The 21,849-nt window shown below is 33.8% G+C and carries 20 protein-coding genes; 10 read left to right on the top strand and 10 right to left on the bottom strand.

Annotated features, from left to right (window positions below):
* Positions 1-177: 177 nt before the first annotated feature.
* On the top strand, positions 178-1,299 hold the full coding sequence (locus CRV04_RS04835) for an AAA family ATPase (RefSeq protein WP_128995678.1): 1,122 nt from the start codon (positions 178-180) through the stop codon (positions 1,297-1,299).
* 9 nt (positions 1,300-1,308) lie between these two features.
* On the opposite strand, the gene CRV04_RS04830 is transcribed toward CRV04_RS04835, so the two are convergent.
* Positions 1,309-2,181, bottom strand: a complete 873-nt coding sequence (locus CRV04_RS04830) for a LysR family transcriptional regulator (protein ID WP_128995677.1) — start codon at positions 2,179-2,181, stop codon at positions 1,309-1,311.
* Positions 2,182-2,277: 96 nt separating this feature from the next.
* Here CRV04_RS04830 and CRV04_RS04825 point away from each other — a divergent pair, with 96 nt between their 5' ends.
* Positions 2,278-3,276 carry a YeiH family protein gene (locus CRV04_RS04825; protein WP_128995676.1) on the top strand — a complete coding sequence of 333 codons (999 nt, stop codon included), beginning with the start codon at positions 2,278-2,280 and terminating at the stop codon, positions 3,274-3,276.
* A 21-nt stretch (positions 3,277-3,297) separates the two neighbouring features.
* On the opposite strand, the gene CRV04_RS04820 is transcribed toward CRV04_RS04825, so the two are convergent.
* Entirely contained in the window at positions 3,298-4,032 is a 735-nt protein-coding gene (locus CRV04_RS04820) for a thioredoxin fold domain-containing protein (RefSeq protein WP_128995675.1), read from the bottom strand.
* An 89-nt stretch (positions 4,033-4,121) separates the two neighbouring features.
* The gene (locus tag CRV04_RS04815; RefSeq protein WP_128995674.1) at positions 4,122-4,958 is read right to left on the bottom strand and encodes a flagellin; all 837 of its coding nucleotides are present in this window, start codon (positions 4,956-4,958) and stop codon (positions 4,122-4,124) included.
* 192 nt (positions 4,959-5,150) lie between these two features.
* Between CRV04_RS04815 and CRV04_RS04810 the strand changes: the two genes are divergently transcribed.
* A complete protein-coding gene (locus CRV04_RS04810; protein ID WP_128995673.1) occupies positions 5,151-7,502 on the top strand; it encodes a fatty acid cis/trans isomerase in 2,352 nt (783 codons plus the stop codon).
* On the opposite strand, the gene CRV04_RS04805 is transcribed toward CRV04_RS04810, so the two are convergent.
* The gene (locus CRV04_RS04805; protein ID WP_128995672.1) at positions 7,499-8,374 is read right to left on the bottom strand and encodes an AraC family transcriptional regulator; all 876 of its coding nucleotides are present in this window, start codon (positions 8,372-8,374) and stop codon (positions 7,499-7,501) included. The two genes, CRV04_RS04810 and CRV04_RS04805, sit on opposite strands and share 4 nt — an antisense overlap.
* A 98-nt stretch (positions 8,375-8,472) precedes the next feature.
* Here CRV04_RS04805 and CRV04_RS04800 point away from each other — a divergent pair, with 98 nt between their 5' ends.
* The 5 genes from CRV04_RS04800 to CRV04_RS04780 all read left to right on the top strand — a co-directional run bounded on the left by CRV04_RS04800 (position 8,473) and on the right by CRV04_RS04780 (position 12,894).
* Positions 8,473-9,588 carry an aminotransferase-like domain-containing protein gene (locus CRV04_RS04800; RefSeq protein ID WP_128995671.1) on the top strand — a complete coding sequence of 372 codons (1,116 nt, stop codon included), beginning with the start codon at positions 8,473-8,475 and terminating at the stop codon, positions 9,586-9,588.
* Complete coding sequence (locus tag CRV04_RS04795) at positions 9,585-10,418, top strand: YitT family protein (protein ID WP_128995670.1); 834 nt, start codon at positions 9,585-9,587, stop codon at positions 10,416-10,418. Before CRV04_RS04800 ends, CRV04_RS04795 begins: the two co-directional genes overlap by 4 nt.
* 91 nt (positions 10,419-10,509) lie before the next feature.
* Positions 10,510-10,815: a hypothetical protein gene (locus tag CRV04_RS04790; RefSeq protein WP_128995669.1), complete on the top strand. Its 306-nt coding sequence runs from the start codon at positions 10,510-10,512 to the stop codon at positions 10,813-10,815.
* A gap of 1 nt (position 10,816) precedes the next feature.
* The gene (locus tag CRV04_RS04785; RefSeq protein ID WP_128995668.1) at positions 10,817-12,385 is read left to right on the top strand and encodes a PepSY-associated TM helix domain-containing protein; all 1,569 of its coding nucleotides are present in this window, start codon (positions 10,817-10,819) and stop codon (positions 12,383-12,385) included.
* Between the two features lie 11 nt (positions 12,386-12,396).
* Complete coding sequence (locus CRV04_RS04780) at positions 12,397-12,894, top strand: hypothetical protein (protein ID WP_228126476.1); 498 nt, start codon at positions 12,397-12,399, stop codon at positions 12,892-12,894.
* Between the two features lie 66 nt (positions 12,895-12,960).
* Here CRV04_RS04780 and CRV04_RS04775 read toward each other — a convergent pair whose 3' ends face one another.
* The gene (locus CRV04_RS04775; protein WP_128995667.1) at positions 12,961-14,652 is read right to left on the bottom strand and encodes a sensor histidine kinase; all 1,692 of its coding nucleotides are present in this window, start codon (positions 14,650-14,652) and stop codon (positions 12,961-12,963) included.
* Between the two features lie 75 nt (positions 14,653-14,727).
* Here CRV04_RS04775 and CRV04_RS04770 point away from each other — a divergent pair, with 75 nt between their 5' ends.
* Positions 14,728-15,420 carry a response regulator transcription factor gene (locus tag CRV04_RS04770; RefSeq protein WP_128995666.1) on the top strand — a complete coding sequence of 231 codons (693 nt, stop codon included), beginning with the start codon at positions 14,728-14,730 and terminating at the stop codon, positions 15,418-15,420.
* On the opposite strand, the gene CRV04_RS04765 is transcribed toward CRV04_RS04770, so the two are convergent.
* A complete protein-coding gene (locus tag CRV04_RS04765; RefSeq protein ID WP_128995665.1) occupies positions 15,398-15,982 on the bottom strand; it encodes a hypothetical protein in 585 nt (194 codons plus the stop codon). The two genes, CRV04_RS04770 and CRV04_RS04765, sit on opposite strands and share 23 nt — an antisense overlap.
* 166 nt (positions 15,983-16,148) lie before the next feature.
* On the opposite strand from CRV04_RS04765, the gene CRV04_RS04760 reads away from it, so the two are divergent.
* Positions 16,149-18,281, top strand: coding sequence for a TonB-dependent siderophore receptor (locus tag CRV04_RS04760; RefSeq protein ID WP_128995664.1), 2,133 nt, complete (start codon positions 16,149-16,151; stop codon positions 18,279-18,281).
* 43 nt (positions 18,282-18,324) lie between these two features.
* Here the strand turns inward: CRV04_RS04760 and CRV04_RS04755 are convergent, their stop codons facing one another.
* The 4 genes from CRV04_RS04755 to CRV04_RS04740 form a co-directional block, all read right to left on the bottom strand.
* A complete protein-coding gene (locus tag CRV04_RS04755) occupies positions 18,325-19,236 on the bottom strand; it encodes an AEC family transporter (protein ID WP_128995663.1) in 912 nt (303 codons plus the stop codon).
* A gap of 8 nt (positions 19,237-19,244) precedes the next feature.
* Positions 19,245-20,114, bottom strand: a complete 870-nt coding sequence (sucD, locus tag CRV04_RS04750) for a succinate--CoA ligase subunit alpha (protein WP_128995662.1) — start codon at positions 20,112-20,114, stop codon at positions 19,245-19,247.
* Between the two features lie 10 nt (positions 20,115-20,124).
* The gene (gene sucC / locus CRV04_RS04745; RefSeq protein WP_128995661.1) at positions 20,125-21,291 is read right to left on the bottom strand and encodes an ADP-forming succinate--CoA ligase subunit beta; all 1,167 of its coding nucleotides are present in this window, start codon (positions 21,289-21,291) and stop codon (positions 20,125-20,127) included.
* A 92-nt stretch (positions 21,292-21,383) separates the two neighbouring features.
* Positions 21,384-21,758, bottom strand: a complete 375-nt coding sequence (locus CRV04_RS04740) for a winged helix-turn-helix transcriptional regulator (RefSeq protein ID WP_128995660.1) — start codon at positions 21,756-21,758, stop codon at positions 21,384-21,386.
* Positions 21,759-21,849 lie beyond the last annotated feature (91 nt).

Below are 21,849 nucleotides of genomic sequence, written 5' to 3'. Positions count from 1 at the left end.
CTACAAAAAATAATAAATTTATATATTAGAAAAACATTAAACTTATAGAGTAAATTTATTTTATTAATTAAATAAATTATTTTTTGAATTTTTTGCGTATATTAAGTTTTTAAAACTGTTATTTAAATCATTTCTTAAAAGTGATAAACGCAGAAAATAATTTGATGAAGGAGAAACATGAATCCTTTTTTATATCAGAATTCGTGTTGTGATGAAAATTTTTGCTTCAGAGATGAAGAGTTGGAACACTTAGAACAGATGATTTCAAATCATTTGAATGTGCTTTTATATTCAAAACGAAAAGTGGGGAAAACCTCTTTAATAAAAGTTTTCTTTGCCGATAAAATTGATAAAAAACACTATATTCCAATTTATATTGATTTGTTTGACATCAACAATGCGATTGATTTTATTAAGGTATTTTATAAGCAGATTGCTTTTAATATGCCTTGCAACTACAAGAGTGTGCTTAAAGAGCTTAAAGAACTTTTTAACCGAGTCACGTTTTCTGCAACCATAAAAGATGACGGTGACATTGAGTTTATCCCAACACTTAACTCGTATAATTTTGAAGAGTTGATGTCAGATATCTATCGAGGTCTTGAAAAGCTTTCAGAAAATTATGGCAAAAAAGTTGTGATTGCTTTTGATGAATTTCAACAAATTATGCCCATTAAAGATACAAAAATTGCCTTTATCTTGCATGAATTTATGGAGAAATATCCTGAGGTTAATTACATTTTTACTGGCTTAAAAAGACATCTTTTAACAGACCTGTTTTCTAAAAAGAAATCTCCTTTGTATGACACCGTAAAGCAGATGGAAATTAAAGCTATTCCTTTGGAACAATTTTATGCTTTTGTGGACAAAAAATTCGAGGGAAGACTTGATTTAGAGCAGTTTGAGTATTTATATGCCAAAACCGATGGAGAGACCAAACTCATACAAGAGTTTTGTTATCATCTTTATTATAAAGGGGAACAAAACATCAATCAAAAAATTACCAAAGAGGACATTGATGAAGTGTGCCAACAGCTTTTTGAGAGTAAAAGTGGTTATTTTAAAATGCTTTTGGATCGTTTAAGCATACCCAAAAAAGTAGCACTGAAAGCCATTATTATTACGGATGGTATTGAACTTTATACCAAAGAGACGCTTTTTAAACTCCAAATGACGAAATCTTCTTTAAATACTGCCATCCGAAATCTGTATAAAGATGAAATCATTGATAAAGAGGATAATCGATACTATATTACCAATCGCTGTTTTGAACTTTGGTGCAGAAAAAAGTTTTTATAACAAGTCTACTCAAGTTTGTAACGATTTTTTTAAAAATTCAATGAAGGTGTTAAAGAGCAAGCTTTTTGATTTGTCTTTGTGATAAATCAAAGAGAAGGCGCGTTTGAACTCTATATTAATGAGTTTTATTTCAAAAAGGGTTTGATCTTTCAGCTCTTTTTCTACTGCTACTCTTGAAATGGCACTGATGGTATTGGGGTTTTTTAACAAGATGGATTTAATCTCCTGAAAACTGTGTAACTCCATAAAAATATCTAACTCTTTTGCCATATCGCCTAAACAATCTATAAAAATTTCCCGTGTTCCCGAACCCACTTCTCGTAAAATCCACTTTTTTTCTATGGTGTCAATAAAAAGCTTTCTGGGAGAGTTTTTATCACTGGTTACGACAATGAGTTCATCATCACATAAGTGCTCTTTTATGATATTTGAGTGCGATAAATTGGTCTCTATTAAGCCAATATCCAATTTGGAATTGACAATTTGTTCAATAATTCGAGTGGAATTAATGGAGTTAATATCAAAAGAGACCTCTTTGTGTGTTGCTAAAAAATTAAAATAGATATCGGGCATAAGGTAGTTTGAAATGGTTTTACTTGCAGCAATATTGAGTCTACCCGCAAGTTGATTGGTTTGAAAAAGTGTTTGGGCATCTTTAAGTGCTACATAGTGTGCATAAGTTTGTTCTTTAAAAAAACGACCCCGTTCATTGAGTACCAATTTTTTACCAACTCGGTCAAATAGGCTTTCTCCCAGTTTCTGCTCCAAAGATTTAATCGCCAATGAGAGAGCAGATTGGCTGATATTAAGCTCTTTTGCCACTTGAGTAACTTGCGGTGTTTGAGTAAGTTCATAAAAAAAGTGCAGTTCTTTAAGTGTCATTCTTTTCCTTATTAGAAATATTAATCATTATATTTAAAATAATATATTTTACAAATTAAACTAAAAAGATTATACTTTCAAAAAAAGGTACAAAATATGAGACAAAAACAGTTTATTTCAGTCGTAATTATTGCCTTGTTGGCATCTTTTTCAATCTTTGTTTCTCATATTGATGTGATACAAACATTAAGCATCAGTCCTTTAATCATTGCCATACTTTTAGGTATTGTTTTAATACATATTATGAAAAAAAAGTGGAGTGATTATTTACATTACGGCATGGCCTTAAGTACCAAACAAGTACTGCGACTAGGTATTGTTTTATACGGTTTTAGATTGACTGTACAAAACATATTTGAAGTTGGTTTAGGCGGTTTTATGTTTGCACTGTTTATTGTGGCAAGTACATTTATAATTGGTTATATCATTGGTATTAAAGTGTTAAACATGGACAATGAGATAACAATTTTAACCGCAGCTGGAAGCTCAATTTGTGGAGCAGCAGCAGTGCTTGCTACAGAATCGGTACTGAAATCTGAAGCATATAAAAGTGCTGTAGCAGTATCTACTGTGGTTATTTTTGGAAGTATTGCCATGGTTGTTTATCCTTCTTTATACCAAATAGGGTGGTTTGATTTGGATGCACACACTTTTGGACTCTTTTTGGGTGGAACGTTGCATGAAGTAGCTCATGTGGTTGCCGCAGGTAATGCTGTGAATAACGAAGTGGCGAACAGTGCTGTGATTGAAAAAATGATTCGAGTCATACTTTTAGCACCTTTTTTATTGGTATTGGTTTTTGTGGGGATAAAGCAAAGTACTGAAAGTGAGAAAAAAAAGGTGGTTGTTCCTTGGTTTGCAGTGATATTTATTGTAGTTATAGGGTTTAACTCTTTGAGTATTATGCCTTTAAAAGCAGTTGAGTACATCAATGATTTTGATACATTTTTATTGACCATGGCAATGTTGGCTTTGGGTTTGCAAACACATGTTTCAAAATTTACAAGTGTAGGAATAAAACCATTTATTTTAGCGGGAGTTTTATTTGGGTGGTTAATGCTAGCAGGGTATATTGTGGTTCAACTCATAGTATAAGCAGACATAAAGTCTGCTTATTTATTCTAAATTTACACCATGACTCATAAGCAGTTGTGCCCATGAGATCTTTCGTCCCTCTTTGTCATATACGCTGGGTGTTCCAGATACATTTAGGTTTTGTGCAATATTGATATGCTCGTCTAAAATCGCTTCCAGTTTCAGTCGAGTATCGTCATCTATTTTTCTGTTGACATACTCTTTTGAATCAGGTGTGATAGAGAGCATGGTTTTAATTCTCTCTTCGTTTCCTTTTTTGCTTAAGACATACATCGACATCTCTCGTGCATTTTTGTGAAAACTTAATGGGTAAAAAAAGATTTTGAGTGTCACTTTGTCTTTGATTTTTGGATAGAATGATTCAAATTTTTTGCAGTAAGGACATTCTGGATCTGTAAAGACATAATACTCTTCATTTCCTGTTCCATAGGCTACTGCCTCTTTCCCATTTAAAACCGACATATCCACTGGAATAATGATTTGTCGACCTGTTTTTACATCAATTGCTTTTCCTGTAATGAGGGTAAGTTTGTCTTTGGTTAAAAGAAGCTCTTGCCGATTTTCTTGAATTAAAGTATCTAAGATATAGAGGCTTCCTGCGTCGTATACTTTAAGTATTTTAATCTCTGCTTTTTGAAAAAGTTCTAAGTTTTCTATCTCTTTGAGTTTTGTTTTGGTTACATCTGTAACACTGCTTGCATAACTGATACTAAAAAATAATAGACCAATTACAAGGAGTTTTAAAAGTTTTAACATAATGTTCCTTATATAAGAATTTTTAATATGATACAGAAATATTGTTTAGAAAGAGTGTAGTCACACCAAAGTCAATCATGACTTTGATGTTATTGAAGAAGTCGAAGTACAGTTTGTTGTGTAATATTGTTTGATTGTGCGAGTCCCAGTGCTCCAACTTGCGCCAAAATATTTTGTTTTGAGAAGTTTGAAACTTCATTGGCATAATTCAAATCAATTAAAACAGAGTTGGCGGCAACCGTATTGGTGTATTGCGTCGCTAAGTTACTGTTGGCACTTTGTAATTGATTTGCTGTTGAACCAAAATCTGCACGATAACTGTTAAGCTGCGTTAAGGCATCATCAACCGTATCCAAGAAACTTTGTGCTGTTGAGGCATCAAATGTTGCTGGGTCTTGATTGAGTAATCCGTCCAGCCCTAAACCTGTGGTGTTGGCTTGTACCGCTGTTGTTTCAATGGTATCTGCACTTCCTTCACCTGCTTGAAACTCTAAACTTTGACTGGCGCTCGTGTCTGTTGCATCTGCTTGAAGCAGTGTGGTACCATTATAGTTTGTCGTACTTGCAATATTATTGAGTTGCTCTAACCCTTTTTGGATATTTGAAAGCAATGCTTCTCGTCCCTCTTGGCTTGTTGTAGCAGTTGATGCTTTTAAGAGGTCTGATTTAACACTGTCTAAAATATTTGATTGTTCATCAAATGCTCTATCTCCAATTTGTGTTAAAGCTAAGGCACTGTTTACGTTCTCTAGACTTTGCGATAACCCACTTGCTTGTACTTTGAGATTTTCTGAAATAGCAAGTGAAGCGGCGTTGTCTGAAGCTTGATTAATCAATAACCCCGTTGCGATTCTGTTCAAAGAACCATTGAGTTGGTTATTATTATAATCATACGTAGGTAAGTTGTTGGTGTTATTAATAGTCATGATCAACTCCTTAACTTCAATTATTCTTAATTTTACTCTTTCCAATATTAAACAGAGTTTAAGAAAAAAAGTTATTTATTTTTAAAAAACACTAATTATTGGGATACTACAGGTTATTTTTATTTTATAAAGGTGTTAAAGTTAAATTAACTTAAAAAAAGTATAATCAAACATCACATAAATGGAACCTCTATGAAATTCAACCTACTTTTTATACTATTGTTTACCGCACTCTTTACTGCTTGTTCAGTTAAAGATTTAGAGCCTGTCAAATATAAGAAGGTCAATCATGATATCTCTTATACGCAAGATATTAAACCGATTTTAGATAAACGGTGTGTCTCTTGTCATTCATGCTACAACTCCCCTTGTCAACTCAAACTCTCATCATATGATGGTTTACAAAGAGGTGCTTCTAAGATTGATGTTTATGCAAACAGAATGAGTGCTATTGATCCAACACGTCTTTTTATTGATGCTAATTCAGAGCAAGAGTGGCGAACAAAAGGTTTTTATTCTGTCAGTGAAACGTTAAGAAATGAAGATAAAAGGCAAACAGGTTCAATTATGATGCACTATTTGTATCATAAAACAAAACACCCAAAAAGTTTTGGTACTTTTTCCCCTGAAACGGATGAACTCATGTGTGTAAAAAACCAAGAAGAGTTGGCTGATTATTTAGAAGAAAACCCCTATAAAGGGATGCCATATGGTTTCCCTGCATTGACAAAAAATGAGTATAATTTGGTGCAAACATGGTTAGATGATGGGTTGAAAAATGATTATATTAAAGAGCAGAAAACCACTTTAGAGAAAAAACAGATTCGAAAATGGGAATTATTTTTAAATGATGTGAATATGAAGCATCAAGTTACAGCTCGTTATATCTATGAACACCTTTTTTTAGCACACATCACATTTGAAAAAAAGAGTGGGAACTTTTTTGAACTGGTGCGTTCATCTACACCAACAGGCGAGCCTGTGCAAATCATTGCAACACGTTTTCCTTTTGATCAACCCTCTCAACCTTTTTATTACCGATTTAGAAAGATTGATTCGACCATTGTGCATAAAACACACATGGTGTATGAGATGAATGATAGAAAATTATCGCGCTATAAAGAGCTGTTTTTATACCCAAATTGGGAACTTAAACCTCATATGCCATCATATAAACATGAAACGGCAGCCAATGCTCTAAAAACATTTGAGCAAATTCCAGCAAAGAGTCGTTACCAGTTCTTATTGGATGATATACACTATTTTATCATGACCTTTATTCGAGGACCTGTGTGTAAAGGTCAAATTGCACTCAATGTGATACAAGACCACTTTTGGGTGATGTTTTTAGACCCAGAGTATGATGTAGCACTGTATGATAAATATTTTTTACATGATAATTTAGAGAATCTTTCAATTCCTAATGAGTATGGCACTGACTTGGGCTTATTTGAGATGATTGACATTTACAAAGGTTATGAAAAAACCAAAGAGTATTATGTCAATAAAGATACCACATACAAACAATATTTTCCAAAAGGATTGCCTTTAAATTCAATTTGGAAAGGCAATGGTGGAAAAAACAATGATGCCATTTTAACCATCTATCGACATTTTGATTCTGCTTCGGTGCATAAAGGAGCATGGGGGAATATGCCGAAGACTCTTTGGGTGATTGACTACTCTTTGGTTGAAAGAATTTACTACTCTTTGGTTGCTGGGTTTGATATTTTTGGAAATACGGCACATCAACTTTTAGTGCGAAAATATATGGATAAATTGCGCTTAGAAGGGGAGAGCAACTTTTTAGAATATCTGCCTCAACATTCAAGAAAAGAGTATTTTGAACACTGGTATGAAGGGTGGGATGATGACCAACTTAATGTTTATACCAAAACCAAACAACATACCAATATAGAGTATAAAACCAAAGCCTACAAAGAGGAGTTTGTTCAAAAAGTTTTACAACATACGGGCATAAAAAAAGACAGTATTAATTTTATTGAACAAGGTTATGTAGCCACTCCCATTTTAGATAAATATACGACAAAAGCACAAATAAATGAGACGTTTAAAACCATCAGTTTACCCAATACATCTGATATTATCATGCATTTTACGGGTTCAAAATCCAATTTAGTTTATATGAGAATTAAAATGAACTCAGGCGAAAATCTTGTTTATAGTGTGGTTGTCAATCGTTGGCACCGAAACGTTGCTTTTATGTTTGATGAACAAGACCGATTAGACCCAAGTAAAGATACCATTAATTTTATCAATGGTTTTGTTGGATCATATCCCAATGTATTTGTTGAAGTAATGCAAGATGAGTTGCCTCAATTTTTTGAATTGGTACAAAACTATGATGTAAATAATCCAAAACATCAAGCATTGCTTTCAAAGTTTGTGGTCAATCGAGCCGATGAAGATTTTTGGGAAATATTTGATTGGTTTGATACAGAGTTCCAAAGACAAGATCCCGTTCATTATGGTCTGTTTGATCTTAATCGGTATACAGAAACAGCATTGAGTTTAGAGGATTAAATCAACTGTATAGGCACATAATACTCCAAATCAAATGCTCCATCTTCACTTAAAAAGTGGTTTTTGTGATATATGGCAAAGGAAGGGTGGGTGGTCGTTTCATACCCACTGTTTACAAGCCAAGTATGATAGACATACTGTATGAGTTTAAGCACATCACCATACACACCCGTGACATGAAATTTAGCATAAATGCCTTTGGGAATAGTAAAAGAAGGCAATGAACTGAAATGGTGCTTATCCTTTTTTAAAACCACACAAGCAACATATTGACACTCATTAAGTGGCGTTAAAATAGGGTTATCATGATGAAAACCAATTTGTGCATACTCATTGATTTCATTACTCATCGTCCATACTTGAAGTTTCTCCCATGTTTGTTTGATACTTCTATTATATCCATTGTGTCTCATATAGTATCCTGTCATGGAAGGAAGTTTTACAATGGTTGGGTGCACTTCATGAAAAGATGCATCTGAGAGTAAAGCGCTTTTTGACATGTGTAAAATTTCAGTTGAGTATGTTAAATATCCACCTTTTTTCCACTGTTTTGGTGTCATATTAAAACGTTCTTTAAATGTACGTATAAATGAAGTTTGAGAGCTATAACCACACATTTTGGCAATTTCAGTGATAGTGGATTGTTTATTGGTGATTAAAAGCGTTGAAGCCTTTTGAAGACGAATGGATTTGATGGTTTCATAGATGTTTTTTCCAAACTCCTCTTTAAAGATTCGATGCAGATGAAATTTGCTGATACCATAATCAATGCAAAGTTCATCAATATTGATGTCGGTGTCAATATGGTTATAAATATAGTTCATCAAATTATTGCATATTTGGCTATGTTTAGTGCGTGTCTCTTTTTTCATAACAAAATTATAGCAAAAATAGATAATTTTTTGAGCAATTTCTGTAAAGAATTAATTTTTTTATTGGAGTATTCTAAAATAAAAAAAGGAAAAAAAAGATGAAACGATCATTTATCAGAGAGATATTAGAATCCATTGATGAAGAGACCATCTCATTTGCGGGAGGTCTTCCCAATGAAGCACTCTTTCCCTTAAAAGATATTGAAAAGAGTGCCATGAATGTTTTACAAAACTCCAAAGTATTGCAATACAGTTTAAGCAATGGTTTAAAATCGCTTCGAGAAAAAATTGCTCAATATTATAACGATGAAGGTTTTGAAACATCAGCAGATAATATTTTAATTACTACGGGAAGTCAACAAGCGATGTTTATCATTGCAAAATATTTTGAGCAAAAGAGTATCACGATTGAAGAGCCATCATATTTGGGGGCTATGAATATTTTTAGAATGAATAAGCTTGATATGAAACCCGTTGCTTTAGAAGCAGATGGTATTGATATAAAAGCATTTCAAAAAAGTTTAGAAGAGACAAAATTGGCCTATTTGATTCCTGATTTTCAAAATCCATATTCCTCAACCTATTCACAAGTAAAAAGAAACACGGTTGCTTATTTAATAAAAGAGAATGACGCATACTTAATCGAAGATTCACCTTACAGTGAACTCTTTTTTACCTCTAAAAAGCGGACCATCAGCAGTATGATCCCGAATAACAGTTTTCACTTAGGCTCGTTTTCAAAAACGTTTGCGCCAAGTCTTAGAATAGGGTGGGTACGAGCCAATGAGGAGTTAATACATGAGTTGATGAAGATTAAAGAGAGCATTGATTTACACAGTTGTGGACTTTCACAAGCGATATTAAATGACTATTTAAGTGACAGTCAACTTTTTAAACAACATTTGCAAACAATTCGAAATGATTATAAAGACAAAATGGAGTATTTTTCGTCATGTTTAAAAGCGATTTTGCCTGAGTTTAAATTCAAACAACCCAAAGGGGGAATGTTTATTTATGGATACATAGAAAATGTAGATACAAAAAAATTGGTTTTTGAAGCCTTAAAACATAAAGTTGTGTTTGTTCCAGGCAGTGAATTTTACTTAGACAAATCCAGTTGCAATGAGATTCGATTTAATTTTACACACTCTACTAAAGAAGAAGTAAAAGAGGGATTAATACGATTAAAACGATTGATTAAAGGAGAATTATGATTTCAATAAAAAATATATTTTTTGTTGCAGTAGGTTCATTTTTTGTATCATTGGCTGCGGTTGTTTTTTTAAACCCAAACAGTATTATTACAGGAGGAGGAGTGGGAATTGCTCAACTGTTTTACGCTCTTTTCCCTTATTTTACGTTGGGAACTTGGATTGCGATAGTGAGTATTCCTTTGGTCATATTAGGCATGGTCTATTTTGGAAAAAATTTTGTCGTGAAAACGTTGTTGAGCATTGTTTTAATTTCAGCATTCACAGATTTATTGAAAGAGGTATTAAATGTCTCTGCTGCTACACATGATACGATATTAGCCTCCATTTTTGGAGGATTGTTGGTAGGATTAGGTGTTGGGCTTGTCATGTTGGGAAAATCTTCAACAGGGGGAACAACCATTTTAGCAGAAGTAATTGAGCGTAAAACACACTACAAAACCTCACAAATTATTTTGGTCATTGATGGTTTGATTATGTGTGCATCTGTATTTGTATATGGAGATATTGAAAAAGCGCTGTTTAGTATTGTTGGTGTGTATGTTACTTCAAGAGTTGTCGATATCCTGTTGTCAGGAAAACCTGCTCAAAAAGCAGTTACCATTGTAACCAATAAAGTCAGTAAACTCTCAGAGCATATTTTAGATGAATTAGGGGAACATGGAACCATTTTAGATGGTTTAAATCTCAATCAAAAAGATCCCAAAACACTGATATTGGTTATTGTGGATATCACCAAACTTCAACACCTACGTAAAATCATTAAACGGTATGACCCCAATGCTTTTTTAGTGGTTCAAGAGGCTTCGGAGCTTTACGGCAGAGAGTATTAATTGTTGCTTGTCATGAACAAAGTCTGAGGAAAGAAGCTTTTTATGAATAATTGATTATTATTATCGATATTATATTTTTTTAGGCTATTCAATGACATATTTAAAACATCTTAAACTACCCGAAAAAAGTGGAAACAAAATAGGATTGTTCCGAACTTTATGTGCAGTATTTGGAGGATTGAGTGTCGCATATTTAGGCATGACACTCTTAATCTATATTATTCCTGGAACCCCTGGAGAATCAATTGTTATTCCACTTTTATTTAATACTTTAGCGTGGGCAATTGCAGCACTTTGGATTGTTGTGGCTCCTACAAGATGGTCTGCGCTTATGCGCTCTTTAGTTCCATCTGTGCTTTTTTTGATGATTATTATTGGATTGGTTGTAAAGGGATAATATGACAAAAGAAGAATCAAAAAAGCTATTAAAACAGAGGTTTCAACGCGTTCATGTGATGGTGGGAATAACATTCTCTTATTTGATGTATATTGCAGTTTTTTTTGGAATTTTTGCTATTTTATTACCCTACATAACACTGTGGGAAAAACCATCACGACATATACAGAGTGCTGATATAACTAAGATTAATTATTCAGCGATGATTGACCCAGTATTAGCTGACCCAGATTATCCTAAAATAAATGGGGTAACCATCACTTTACCCAATTATATGGAAGATCCTACGGTTAAAATTTCTGCTATGTTTACCAAAACAAAACTCTTTAACCCAAATACAGGTGAAGAGATTGTTAATGAAGATGAACAGTCTCAATTGGCTCGTTTTTTAAATATCATGCATTATGGTTGGGAATTTAAGCGATTTGGTTATGTTATTTTTGGATTTATGGCCGTTGCCGTAATGTTTTTGGTTATCGGAGGAGTCATACAGACAGTTTTAATTAAATATAAAAGCAGTGGCAAAAATGCACAAAGTCGATTTTCAAAATGGCACAGAAAAATTTTTACTTGGGTTTTCCCTCCTTTCATTATCATAACACTTACAGGTGCATTGATGAACATCGGATACAGTGGTTCTTCTCCTATGGCATATTTAGCATCCAAAGGACAAACAAGTGAAGTATGGACTTTAGCTGGACCAGTATTATTTCCACCATTACCTATTCGAGAAAAGAAAAATGACAATGTAAAGATGCTCAGTATGAATGAACTCATTAAAAGAGCAAAAGAGCTTAACCCTAAAATAGATTATCAAAAAATTACGCTTACAAATTGGGGGGATTCCAGTGCACAAGCAAAACTGCTAGGGTATAATCCATACATGCCTTTTTTAAATGGTATTTCAAATAAACCAAGTGTAACACTCAGTGGTGTGGATGGTAGTTTAATCAATCAACAAAAAGTTATGGACAAACATTGGTCGGGACTTTTTTATGACAGTATATTCTTTTTGCACTTTTTATTTGGGGTAGATACATTTACTCGGCTTTTTATTGCTACCATTATGACAGTTTCAATATTTGCAATTGGATTTGGTGTGATGCTTTATTTGGAAAAAAAATCCAGAAAGTTTCCCCTAAATATCCCTGTTTATAATGGATTAAGCAAGTTTTCTCTTTCTGTTATGATTGGAGTTATCCCTGCAACAGGACTTCTTTTTGCCTTGCAGTGGCTTTTACCTATGGATTTACAAGAGCGATTTTTATGGCAAAAAGGTTCATTTTTTATTCTATGGTTGGCAACATTAATGTGGTCTTTTTATCGCATCAACACTTATCAGGCTGCTAAAGAGTTTTTAGCTTTAGGTGGATTGTTGTTCTGTGTGAGTCCTTTGATTCATTTTTATAGCAGTGGTTTTTCTCCTGTAGAACTTTATCGCTTAGGAATGAGAGAGATTTTAAGTGTAGATATTGGTTTACTTATTTTTGGAATCATACTTTTGGTTGTCAGTAGAAAACTTCCTACAAGCAAAGAGGATGTACAAAAATATTGGACAAAGATACTTTAAAAGGAGAGATAATGATAAAAAAATTAATCGCACTAACTGCTTTGCTATTGAGCATAACACTATACGCACATACTCTTTTGATGAATGTGATGGACAATGAAGATGGAACGATTGTTGTTATGGGACAGTTCAGTACAGGAGAGAATGCACAAGGTGCATTGGTGAGACTTGAATCATTAATAACGGGAGAAATTCTTTTTAAACAAAGATTGCCCCAAGAGAGTGAGATAACCATTGAGATTCCCAAAGAGCCTTATCAGATTGTACTTGACGGTGGGCCTGGACATACGATAATCAAAGAGGGGATTGAGCCTGTTGGCGGGTTTAGTGTTAAAGCGGATAAAAAAGATGTGAGTGCAAAACTTTCACAAGCTGAATCAGTAACCAATGAGTGGAGTATGCCGATGATTGTTTTTGGAACATTAACCATGATACTGATTGGATTTACGCTTTATTTCAGTATGAAAAATACACAAAAAATATTACAAATGGTCAAAGAGAATAACTGAATAACATTGTATGTTTATATTGTGTGTAAAATGTAAAATAAGGGGCATTAAAACAACTATTAAAGCTTAAAGGATGATTTTAAAACACGCTCCATTGCGACTGTTTTCTACGTTAATTTTTCCTTTAAAGTGGGACTCTATAATCATTTTGCACATATATAAGCCTATGCCACTCCCTTTCTCTTTGGTTGTGAAGTAAGGATTAAAGACATCGTCAATAAGGGCTTCATCTATCCCTTTGGCGTTATCTTCAATCACAATGTCGTTTTTGTCCAGTTTTATCTCAATATAGGGATTCTTAACCTCATTTAAAAGCAATGCATCCTTACCATTGGTGATGAGATTCAAGATCACTTGTGCAAGTTCATTTTTATACGCATAGATTTCTTTGTCAACTATGATATTAAAATGAAGAGCTATTTTATGTTTATTTAACAGTGGCTTCATAATTGTAAGAGCTTGTGTAATGGATTCAGAGAGATAGAATTGTTCTTTTTCTTTATCGGGTTTATAAAAATCTCTGAAGTTATCAATCGTATGAGACATGAACTCTATTTGTTGATTGCTTTCCCTTAATTTTTTTACAAGATATGAAGGTGGCAGTTTTTTTTCACTTGATGCCAATTCCAAATCCATGTTAATAAAACTCAAATGCGTTAAAGGTTGTCGCCACTGATGTGCAATGTTGTTGATCATCTCTCCCATGGACGCGAGTTTATTTTGATGAATTAAAAGTTTCTCTTTTTCATTTTGATCTTCAACAATTTTTTTAAGCATATACCCCAGTGCAAAGCTGAAAACAATGGATTCTAAAGCCGTTACAATATGAATGGTATAAATACCACTGAGTTCAAGGAGATCCAATTCGCTTAAACAAATGGCAATAAATATAAATGTCCAACCAATGATATATATAAGTGCAATTTTGTTGCCTTTAAACAATACATACAATCCCAGCATCATAGCAATTAAGAAAGTAACGGAAAAGGGAATGTATTCATAATAAAGAGAGTATTTATAGATAAAAATCCAAACCACATCTAAAACATGAAAAAAACAGATAAGTAGAATAACATAAAAAGGCCATCGGGAATGTTTTTTGATGTTTAAAACAGATTGTGCAAAGAGTAGGGTGAACATAAAACTTAAGGTTTCAAATATATCTGTAGTTGCTTGTGCTAAGGGAGTTACATAGGATTGGTAACTTAAATAAGTAAAACAAATGAGTGTTAATAAAACAAAAAATTGCATAGAACTGTAGTAGAGTAAAAATGAAATACGTGTGGAGAGATAAATCACCAAATAGTACAAAAAAGCACAAAATATAATTCCATAAGAGATACCATACAAAATGCCTTCATGCTCTAAGAGATACTCATATTCAAAGGCATTAATGACTTTATATCTAAAATCAGGTCGCACCTTTGCGGGGTGTTCGTAATAAAAATAAAAGGTATCGGTTTGAAGTTGGCTCAAATCTACGGTAATAAGTCTGCTGTTGTTGATTTCATACTCTACGTTGGTCTTTTTTAAAGCATGCACGTCGCTTACGATACTTAAATAGTATTTAGAATAAGGCGTATTTTTATTGAGCGTGAATTTTATAGTATAGGATTGAAGTTTCTTATCTATGTAGTCTACATAGAGTGCTTTTTTATAATTTTCTCCATCTTCAGATATAAAACACTCAACTACATCATCAATTCTTTTTGCTTCAAGATTTAAAAAAAGTAAAAATAAAAATAGTATAAATCGCATGCAAAATTATAGACAAATTATGATTAATATAATATTGATACTGATAATTTATCTTAATTTATGTATAATTTTATTATGAGTAAGAATGAATTTAAAGATTTAAAAATATTATACGTAGAAGATGATCAAAACATTGCAAACAATGCTATATCATATTTAAAAAGATTATTTAAGTATGTTTACAGTGCCAAAGATGGTTTTGAGGCCATCGCACAAATAGAATCACAAAAACCTGATATTTTAATCACAGATATCCATATGCCCAAATTTAATGGTTTAGATATGATTGAACAAATCAGGACAAAAAACAGACAAATGCAAATCATTGTTTTAAGTGCGCACTCTCAAAAAGAGTATCTGTTCAGAGCCATAGAATTGCAACTTGCAAAATATTTAGTAAAACCGATTCGTCATGATGTATTGTATCCTGTACTGCTTCAGTGCGCCAAAAAAATAAAGGAGAGTAAACCCACACTTTATAAAATAAATAAAGAGTACTGTTTTGATCTTCAAAAGAAACAACTTTTTAAAAACAAGCAAGAGATTAAAATGACGCATAAAGAAAGACTTTTTTTATTGCTGTTATGTGAAAACAAAGAACAATTGGTTTCATATGAACAAATACAAGAAGCCATTTGGTATGACTCAGTTATGAGTGATGATGCTTTACGTTCTTTGGTTCGTAATTTAAGAAAAAAACTTTCTGATAATTTGATTCAAAACATATCAAAAATGGGCTATAAACTTAATTCTGAAGACCTAATTTAAGAGAAAGCATCTTTTGCAACTCTTTTTGTGTGTGATTAAAGCGTAAGATAGACTCTTTAAAATGTAAAGCATGACTCTCTTTTTTTAATCCTCTGAATTTTTTGAGTCGAGTAGAAATAAAATCATTGAGTGCCAAATCATGACGGAAATACCCTAAAGAGATATATTTTTGAGTATAAGCATTATAAATCAATCTGATGCAATTGGCTTTAGTATGATGTGTTAAAGGAAACAAATAGGTCTCATATAAATCATTAAAAAGTGAGCTATTCATTTCAATATAAAAATAGTTTTCTTCTTGTTTGGCATAAAAATATGCTTGATTTTGAATGATCATATAGCCCACAGAGAGACTTTTTATTGGTTTATCTACCATTTCTTGCGGCAAAGCAGCTCTCATAATCTTGTAGTAATGATTGATTGTTTGTCGACTCAATCCCACATATTTTGCAGTTTGACTTGCCGTTAAATCCATGCAAAAGCATAGACATATGGCATTGATTTTATGTGATGATATTTTGTTATTGTGTATTTGATACTCTGAAATTTCTATAATTGACATACCAAATTATAATAAAAAAATATGGCATAAAAATGGCATAAAATGATTTTTTTATCTGCTTGTCATGAGTTCTTTTTGTGTAATTATGGATTAAGTGAAAAATAGAAACAATCCGTTATATATTTATAATAATGATTATCATAATAAATATATTAAAGGAGAGCAAGTGAAAAAAAAGAATAAGGTTATTCCGTTATCCTTATGTACTGCAATGCTTGTAGGAACAAGTTTATATTCAAATGATGTACAAAGTAATAAAGAGAATATGCAAGACAGAATTACGGTTCAAGAAGTTGACGTTGTCGAGAGTGCAACAGGAGCAAGTGAAGATACAAACTCATATACAATTGGATCAACACGTTCTGCAACGAAGTTAAATCTATCTCTAAAAGAGACACCTCAATCGGTTAAAATTATAACCAATCAACAAATTGAGGACAGAGGTATTGACTCATACCAAGATATTATGGCAAATATCACGGGCGTTACACTGAATAAGTGGGATGAAAGAATCTATCCTACGGCAAGAGGGTTTGATATAGATTATTATCAAATCGATGGTACACCAACTTTTTTAAATATTGCAGACCATGATCCTGATTTATCAATTTATGACAGAGTTGAAGTGGTCAAAGGTGCCAATGGTTTAGTAACGGGTGCAGGTAACCCTGCTATGAGTTTGAATTTTATTCGAAAACATGCCAACTCTAAAGAGTTAACTGGAAATGTGAAATTAGAAGCAGGCTCTTTTGATACCCAAAGTGCAACACTGGATGTCTCAACTCCATTGAATCAAAAGGGAACTTTACGAGCACGATTTATTGGTAAATACAATGAAACTGATACCTTCTTAGATGATTATAAAAAAGAGAATAAAGTATTTTATGGAGTTGTAGATGCAGACATCACAGACTCAACGTACTTATCTATTGGTGCAAGTTACCAAGACTTAAAGAGAACAGGAATTCGATGGGGTGGGTTACCCGGTTTTTACAGCGATGGAAGCCACACGAATTTTGACCGTTCTATGAATGCAACCGAAGATTGGACCTATTGGAATGTTGAAACCAAAACAGTGTTTGCTGATTTTGAGCAATACATATATAAAGATATTAAACTTAAAGCGTCGTACTCACATATGAACGTACAAGAAGAGACTGCACTTCTTTATTTAAGAGGAAGTGTTGATAAAGCTACGGGTTCTGGAACGTCATATTTAACATACTACTCTGATGCAGAGTTTGAAGAGGATAACTTTGATACCTATATCTCTGCCCCATTTAAAACGGGTGATTTGGAGCATGAAGTGATTTTTGGATATTCATATAACAAATCAGATGAACTCTCAAACAAATACAGTTACCCAGATGGATATACCTATCCAGCGCTTGCAGATATTCATAATATCAACATTGCAAAACCAAATAAAACCCTTGATTTGGATTGGACAATTGGTAAAACGATTCAACAAGCGTTTTATTTAACTGGACGCTTCTCTTTGATGGAGGATTTAAAACTTATTACTGGTGGTCGAATCACAAGTTGGAAATATTATGCTAAGAATGCCAATACAAAACCAAGAATTCATGATGATGAATTTACGCCGTTTGCAGGATTGGTTTACAATATGGATGATAATCACTCAATTTATACAAGCTACACAGAGATTTTTAAACCTCAAAAAGAGAGAACTCAAAACGGTGATTATCTTGATCCAATTACCGGTAAAAACTATGAAGTGGGAATCAAAGGTGAGTATTTTGATGGTCAATTAAATGCGGGACTTTCTGTGTTTAGAATTGAACAAGACAATGTTGCACAAGAAAAAGATGGCGTGTTTGTTGTGGGGAATCCAACAGAAAAAGCACACAGTGCAGCTGAGGGTGTTACAAGTAAAGGGGTGGAACTGGAAGTTGCAGGAAACATCAATGATAATTGGGATATTGCTTTTGGTATTGCAAACTTTGAAGCCAAAGATGCGCAAGGTGAAAAAGTTTCTACTAAATCATCAAGAACAACAGCTAATTTTTTTACAAAATACAGATTGAATAAATTGAGTATGGGATTGGGTGCAAACTATCAAAGTAAGTTCTATACCGGAAGTGGTGCAAATAAAATTGAACAAAAAGCATATACCATTGCCAATGCAATGCTTTCATACGATGTGAATCAAAATTTAAAACTACAAATGAATGTGGATAATCTTTTCGATAAAGAGTATTATGAAGGAATTGGTAGTAACAGCATGGTGTATGGTGCGCCACGAACCACCATGCTAATGATGAAATACAGCTTTTAAGCTACTTGAAGGTTCTATGAAATTCATAGGGCCTTTTTTTTATTTAACCTACAAAAGAATCTGTGAGTTGGTAAATCACAGCGGTTGTAAAAAACGCAAATAAAATACCATAACCTAAAATAGAAGCACTCAATCGTGGTGCCAGACCTGCCATAGATGCAACCGCACCTGCAGTGATCATAGGTCCCATTCCTGCTTCCATAATAGAGATACGTGCAACTTCACCATTCCATCCTAAGATATAACAGACAATGGCTGCTAATATAGGTGAGACAATGAGTTTTACAAACAGTGCTGTGGTAAAAGGTTTGATTTCATGACCCGGCAATTTAAGCTGGAGTTGAAGACCTACAGCAACGAGTGCCAATGGTACAATGGTCGCTCCAAGCGTTGCTAATACACTTGAAATAACAGGTGGAAACTCTATTCCAATTAAAAACAGTGCAATAATCAATGAAAGAAACGGTGGAAAAGTTACGACTTTATGTACAATGATTTTAACATTGAGTTCACTGTTATGACTGTAAATAGAGACAATCAACGTACCATACACCGCCAATGCAATAAATGTGGCCATTTGGTCATAGACAATGACATACGGTAAGGCATCGGCACCAAAATACGCATTAATTATAGGAATACCTAAAAATGAAGTATTCCCTAAAACCGCCACCAACATCAATGCACCTGTGATCTCTTTATTAAAATTCATCCATCGAGACAGTGCTAATACTAAAAGTGCGGAAACAGAGATGGTAATCCATCCAATGACAATAGGGATGGCCATATTAATCGAAAGTTCCACTTTAGGTATTTGTAAAAAAATCATTGCGGGCAATGAGATGTAAATCACAAACTTATTGAGCGTATTGGGGGCATCGTTTGGAAAGATTTTTAGTTTTTGCAGAACATACCCTGCAATAATTGCCAACCCAATGAGTAAAAAATTATCCATATATTAAATTATCCTATTATTTCTTTAACTGTTTTTCCAATGTGTCCGGGTGATTTCACTACAGTCACACCACACGACTCTAAGGCTTCCATTTTCTCTTTTGCTGTTCCTTTGCCACCACTTACAATCGCACCTGCATGGCCCATGCGTTTCCCTTTGGGTGCTGTTTGTCCAGAGATAAACGCAACAACTGGTTTGGTGATATGCTCTTTGATAAAGTGTGCTGCTTCAATTTCAAGCATGCCTCCAATCTCTCCAATCATCACAATGGCATCGGTTTCATTGTCTTGTTCAAACTGCATTAACAACTCTTTATAACTTAATCCAATGATGGGATCACCCCCAATTCCAACCGCAGTTGAAATACCAAGACCCACTTGAACCACTTGATTAGCGGCTTCATAAGTAAGCGTTCCTGATTTGGAAATCAAACCAATTCGACCTTTTTTAAACACAGATCCTGGCAAAATTCCCAGTTTACACTCACCTGAAGTAATAATACCTGGGCAATTTGGTCCAATGATTTTCATGCCATTTTTATTGGCATACGCTTTGGCAATTTGAATATCTTTTACAGGCGCACCTTCAGTGATGGCCACACAAAGTTCAATGCCACAACTGGCTGCTTCCATGATCGCATCAGCCACAAATCTAGGAGGAACAAAGATTAATGATACGGTTGCTTTTGTCGTGTCAACTGCTTCTTTCACCGTATTAAATACAGGCAGACCAAGATGAGTAGTTCCCCCTTTATAAGGCGTAACTCCACCCACAATTTGAGTGCCATACTCAATACATTGTTCTGCATGAAAGGTGGCTTCTTTTCCTGTAAAACCTTGTACAATCACTTTGGTGTTTTTATTAACTAAAATAGACATACATTTTCCTTTATGCTTTGGCTGCTTGCACAGCTTTTTGTGCCCCATCTTCAAGTGAGTGAGCCACAATGATATTTGAAATATTGGCACTTTTTAAAATTTCAGAAGCCTCTTTGGCATTTGTTCCATCAAGTCTTACAATAATAGGCACATTGACTTCAATGTTTTGTGTTGCTTCTAAAATACCATTGGCAATTCGATCACACCGTACAATGCCAGCAAAGATATTGACAAAAATCGATTTGACATTTTCATCCTTTAAAATGAGTTCAAACCCTTTTGCAACACTTTGTGCACTGGCACCTCCACCCACATCTAAGAAGTTTGCGGGTAAACCTCCTTCATAATTAATGATATCCATGGTTGCCATCGCAAGACCTGCACCATTGACCATGCATCCTACATTTCCATCCAATTTTACGTAAGAAAGTCCATACTCTTTGGCTTCTACTTCTGCTTTATTCTCTTGTGAAATATCTCTCATGGCTTCAATGTCATCGTGTCTGAACAACGCACTGTCATCTAAACCCATTTTCCCATCCAATGCAAGGAAATTGTTTTCATCGGTTTTCACCAACGGATTAATTTCAATGAGTTCAGCATCATCCTCCACATAGATTCGGTACAAGGTTTTTGCAAATTTAATAAAGGCTTGCATGTCCTCTTTAAAAATACCCAATTCAAATGCAAGTTCTCGTCCATGAAAGTCTTGAAAACCAACCGTGGGGTCAATCGGGATTTTTTTGATGGCTTTTGGGTTTTCTGCTGCCACTTTTTCAATCTCTACACCCCCTTCACGTGAACCCATCATAACAGGCATTTCAATGTTTCTATCTAATGTAATGCCTAAATAAGCTTCATATTGAATGTTGACACCCTCTTCAATATAAATTTTAGTAACCAATTTTCCTTCCGGACCAGTCTGCTTAGTAATAAGCCTCATACCAAGTAATTCATTGGCATATATTTTGACTTCTTCCAAGGAGTTGGCAATTTTAATACCACCGGCTTTGCCTCGTCCACCAGTATGAACTTGAGCTTTTAAAACCCATTTTTTTCCACCCAATTTTTTAGCACACTGAATGGTTTCATTGATACTATTGGCAACAAAACCTTTGGGAGTAGGGAGGTAATACTTATGAAATATCTGTTTGGCTTGGTACTCATGAATATTCATGGGTTTCTCCTTTATTATTTGTAGGAGTGTGAAGGAACTCTTCACACAATTGAAACATTTATGGAGTTATTATACTGAAAATTGATTAATTATTATTTAGAGCTAATTGAGGTTTCGCAAGAGTGGTTTTCTGTTATTTTTCCATGCTTAGAAGTGTAAAAAATGCCCCATTTATACATCTCTTCAAGAACGGGTTGCAGTTTTTTCCCTGCTTCAGTCAAAGAATAGACCACTTTGGGAGGAACTTCTGGAAAGACTTCTCTGTTGATGATGTTTTTTTCTTCAAGCTCTTTAAGTTTTACAGTGAGTGTTTTTTGAGTAATTTCATTGATGGTTTCATGTAGTTCTTTAAATCGTTTATCGCTATCAAGTAGGTGCCAAATAATGGCTAACTTCCAGCGGTCATTGAAGACATCCAGCGTAACAGAGACAGAACATTTATAAGATTTATCATTAATAATATACATTACTCATCCTTTTATGAATGTATTATAACATAAAGATAATTAATTTACATTACTTACCTAAAGTAAAGTAAGTGTATTTTAAGTTTACCTA

Origin of the sequence: Candidatus Marinarcus aquaticus, assembly GCF_004116335.1 — a bacterium.
GTDB classification, from domain to species: domain Bacteria; phylum Campylobacterota; class Campylobacteria; order Campylobacterales; family Arcobacteraceae; genus Marinarcus; species Marinarcus aquaticus.
The sequence above is the reverse complement of the archived record's forward strand: the minus strand, read 5'-3'. Positions and strand labels throughout refer to the sequence as shown.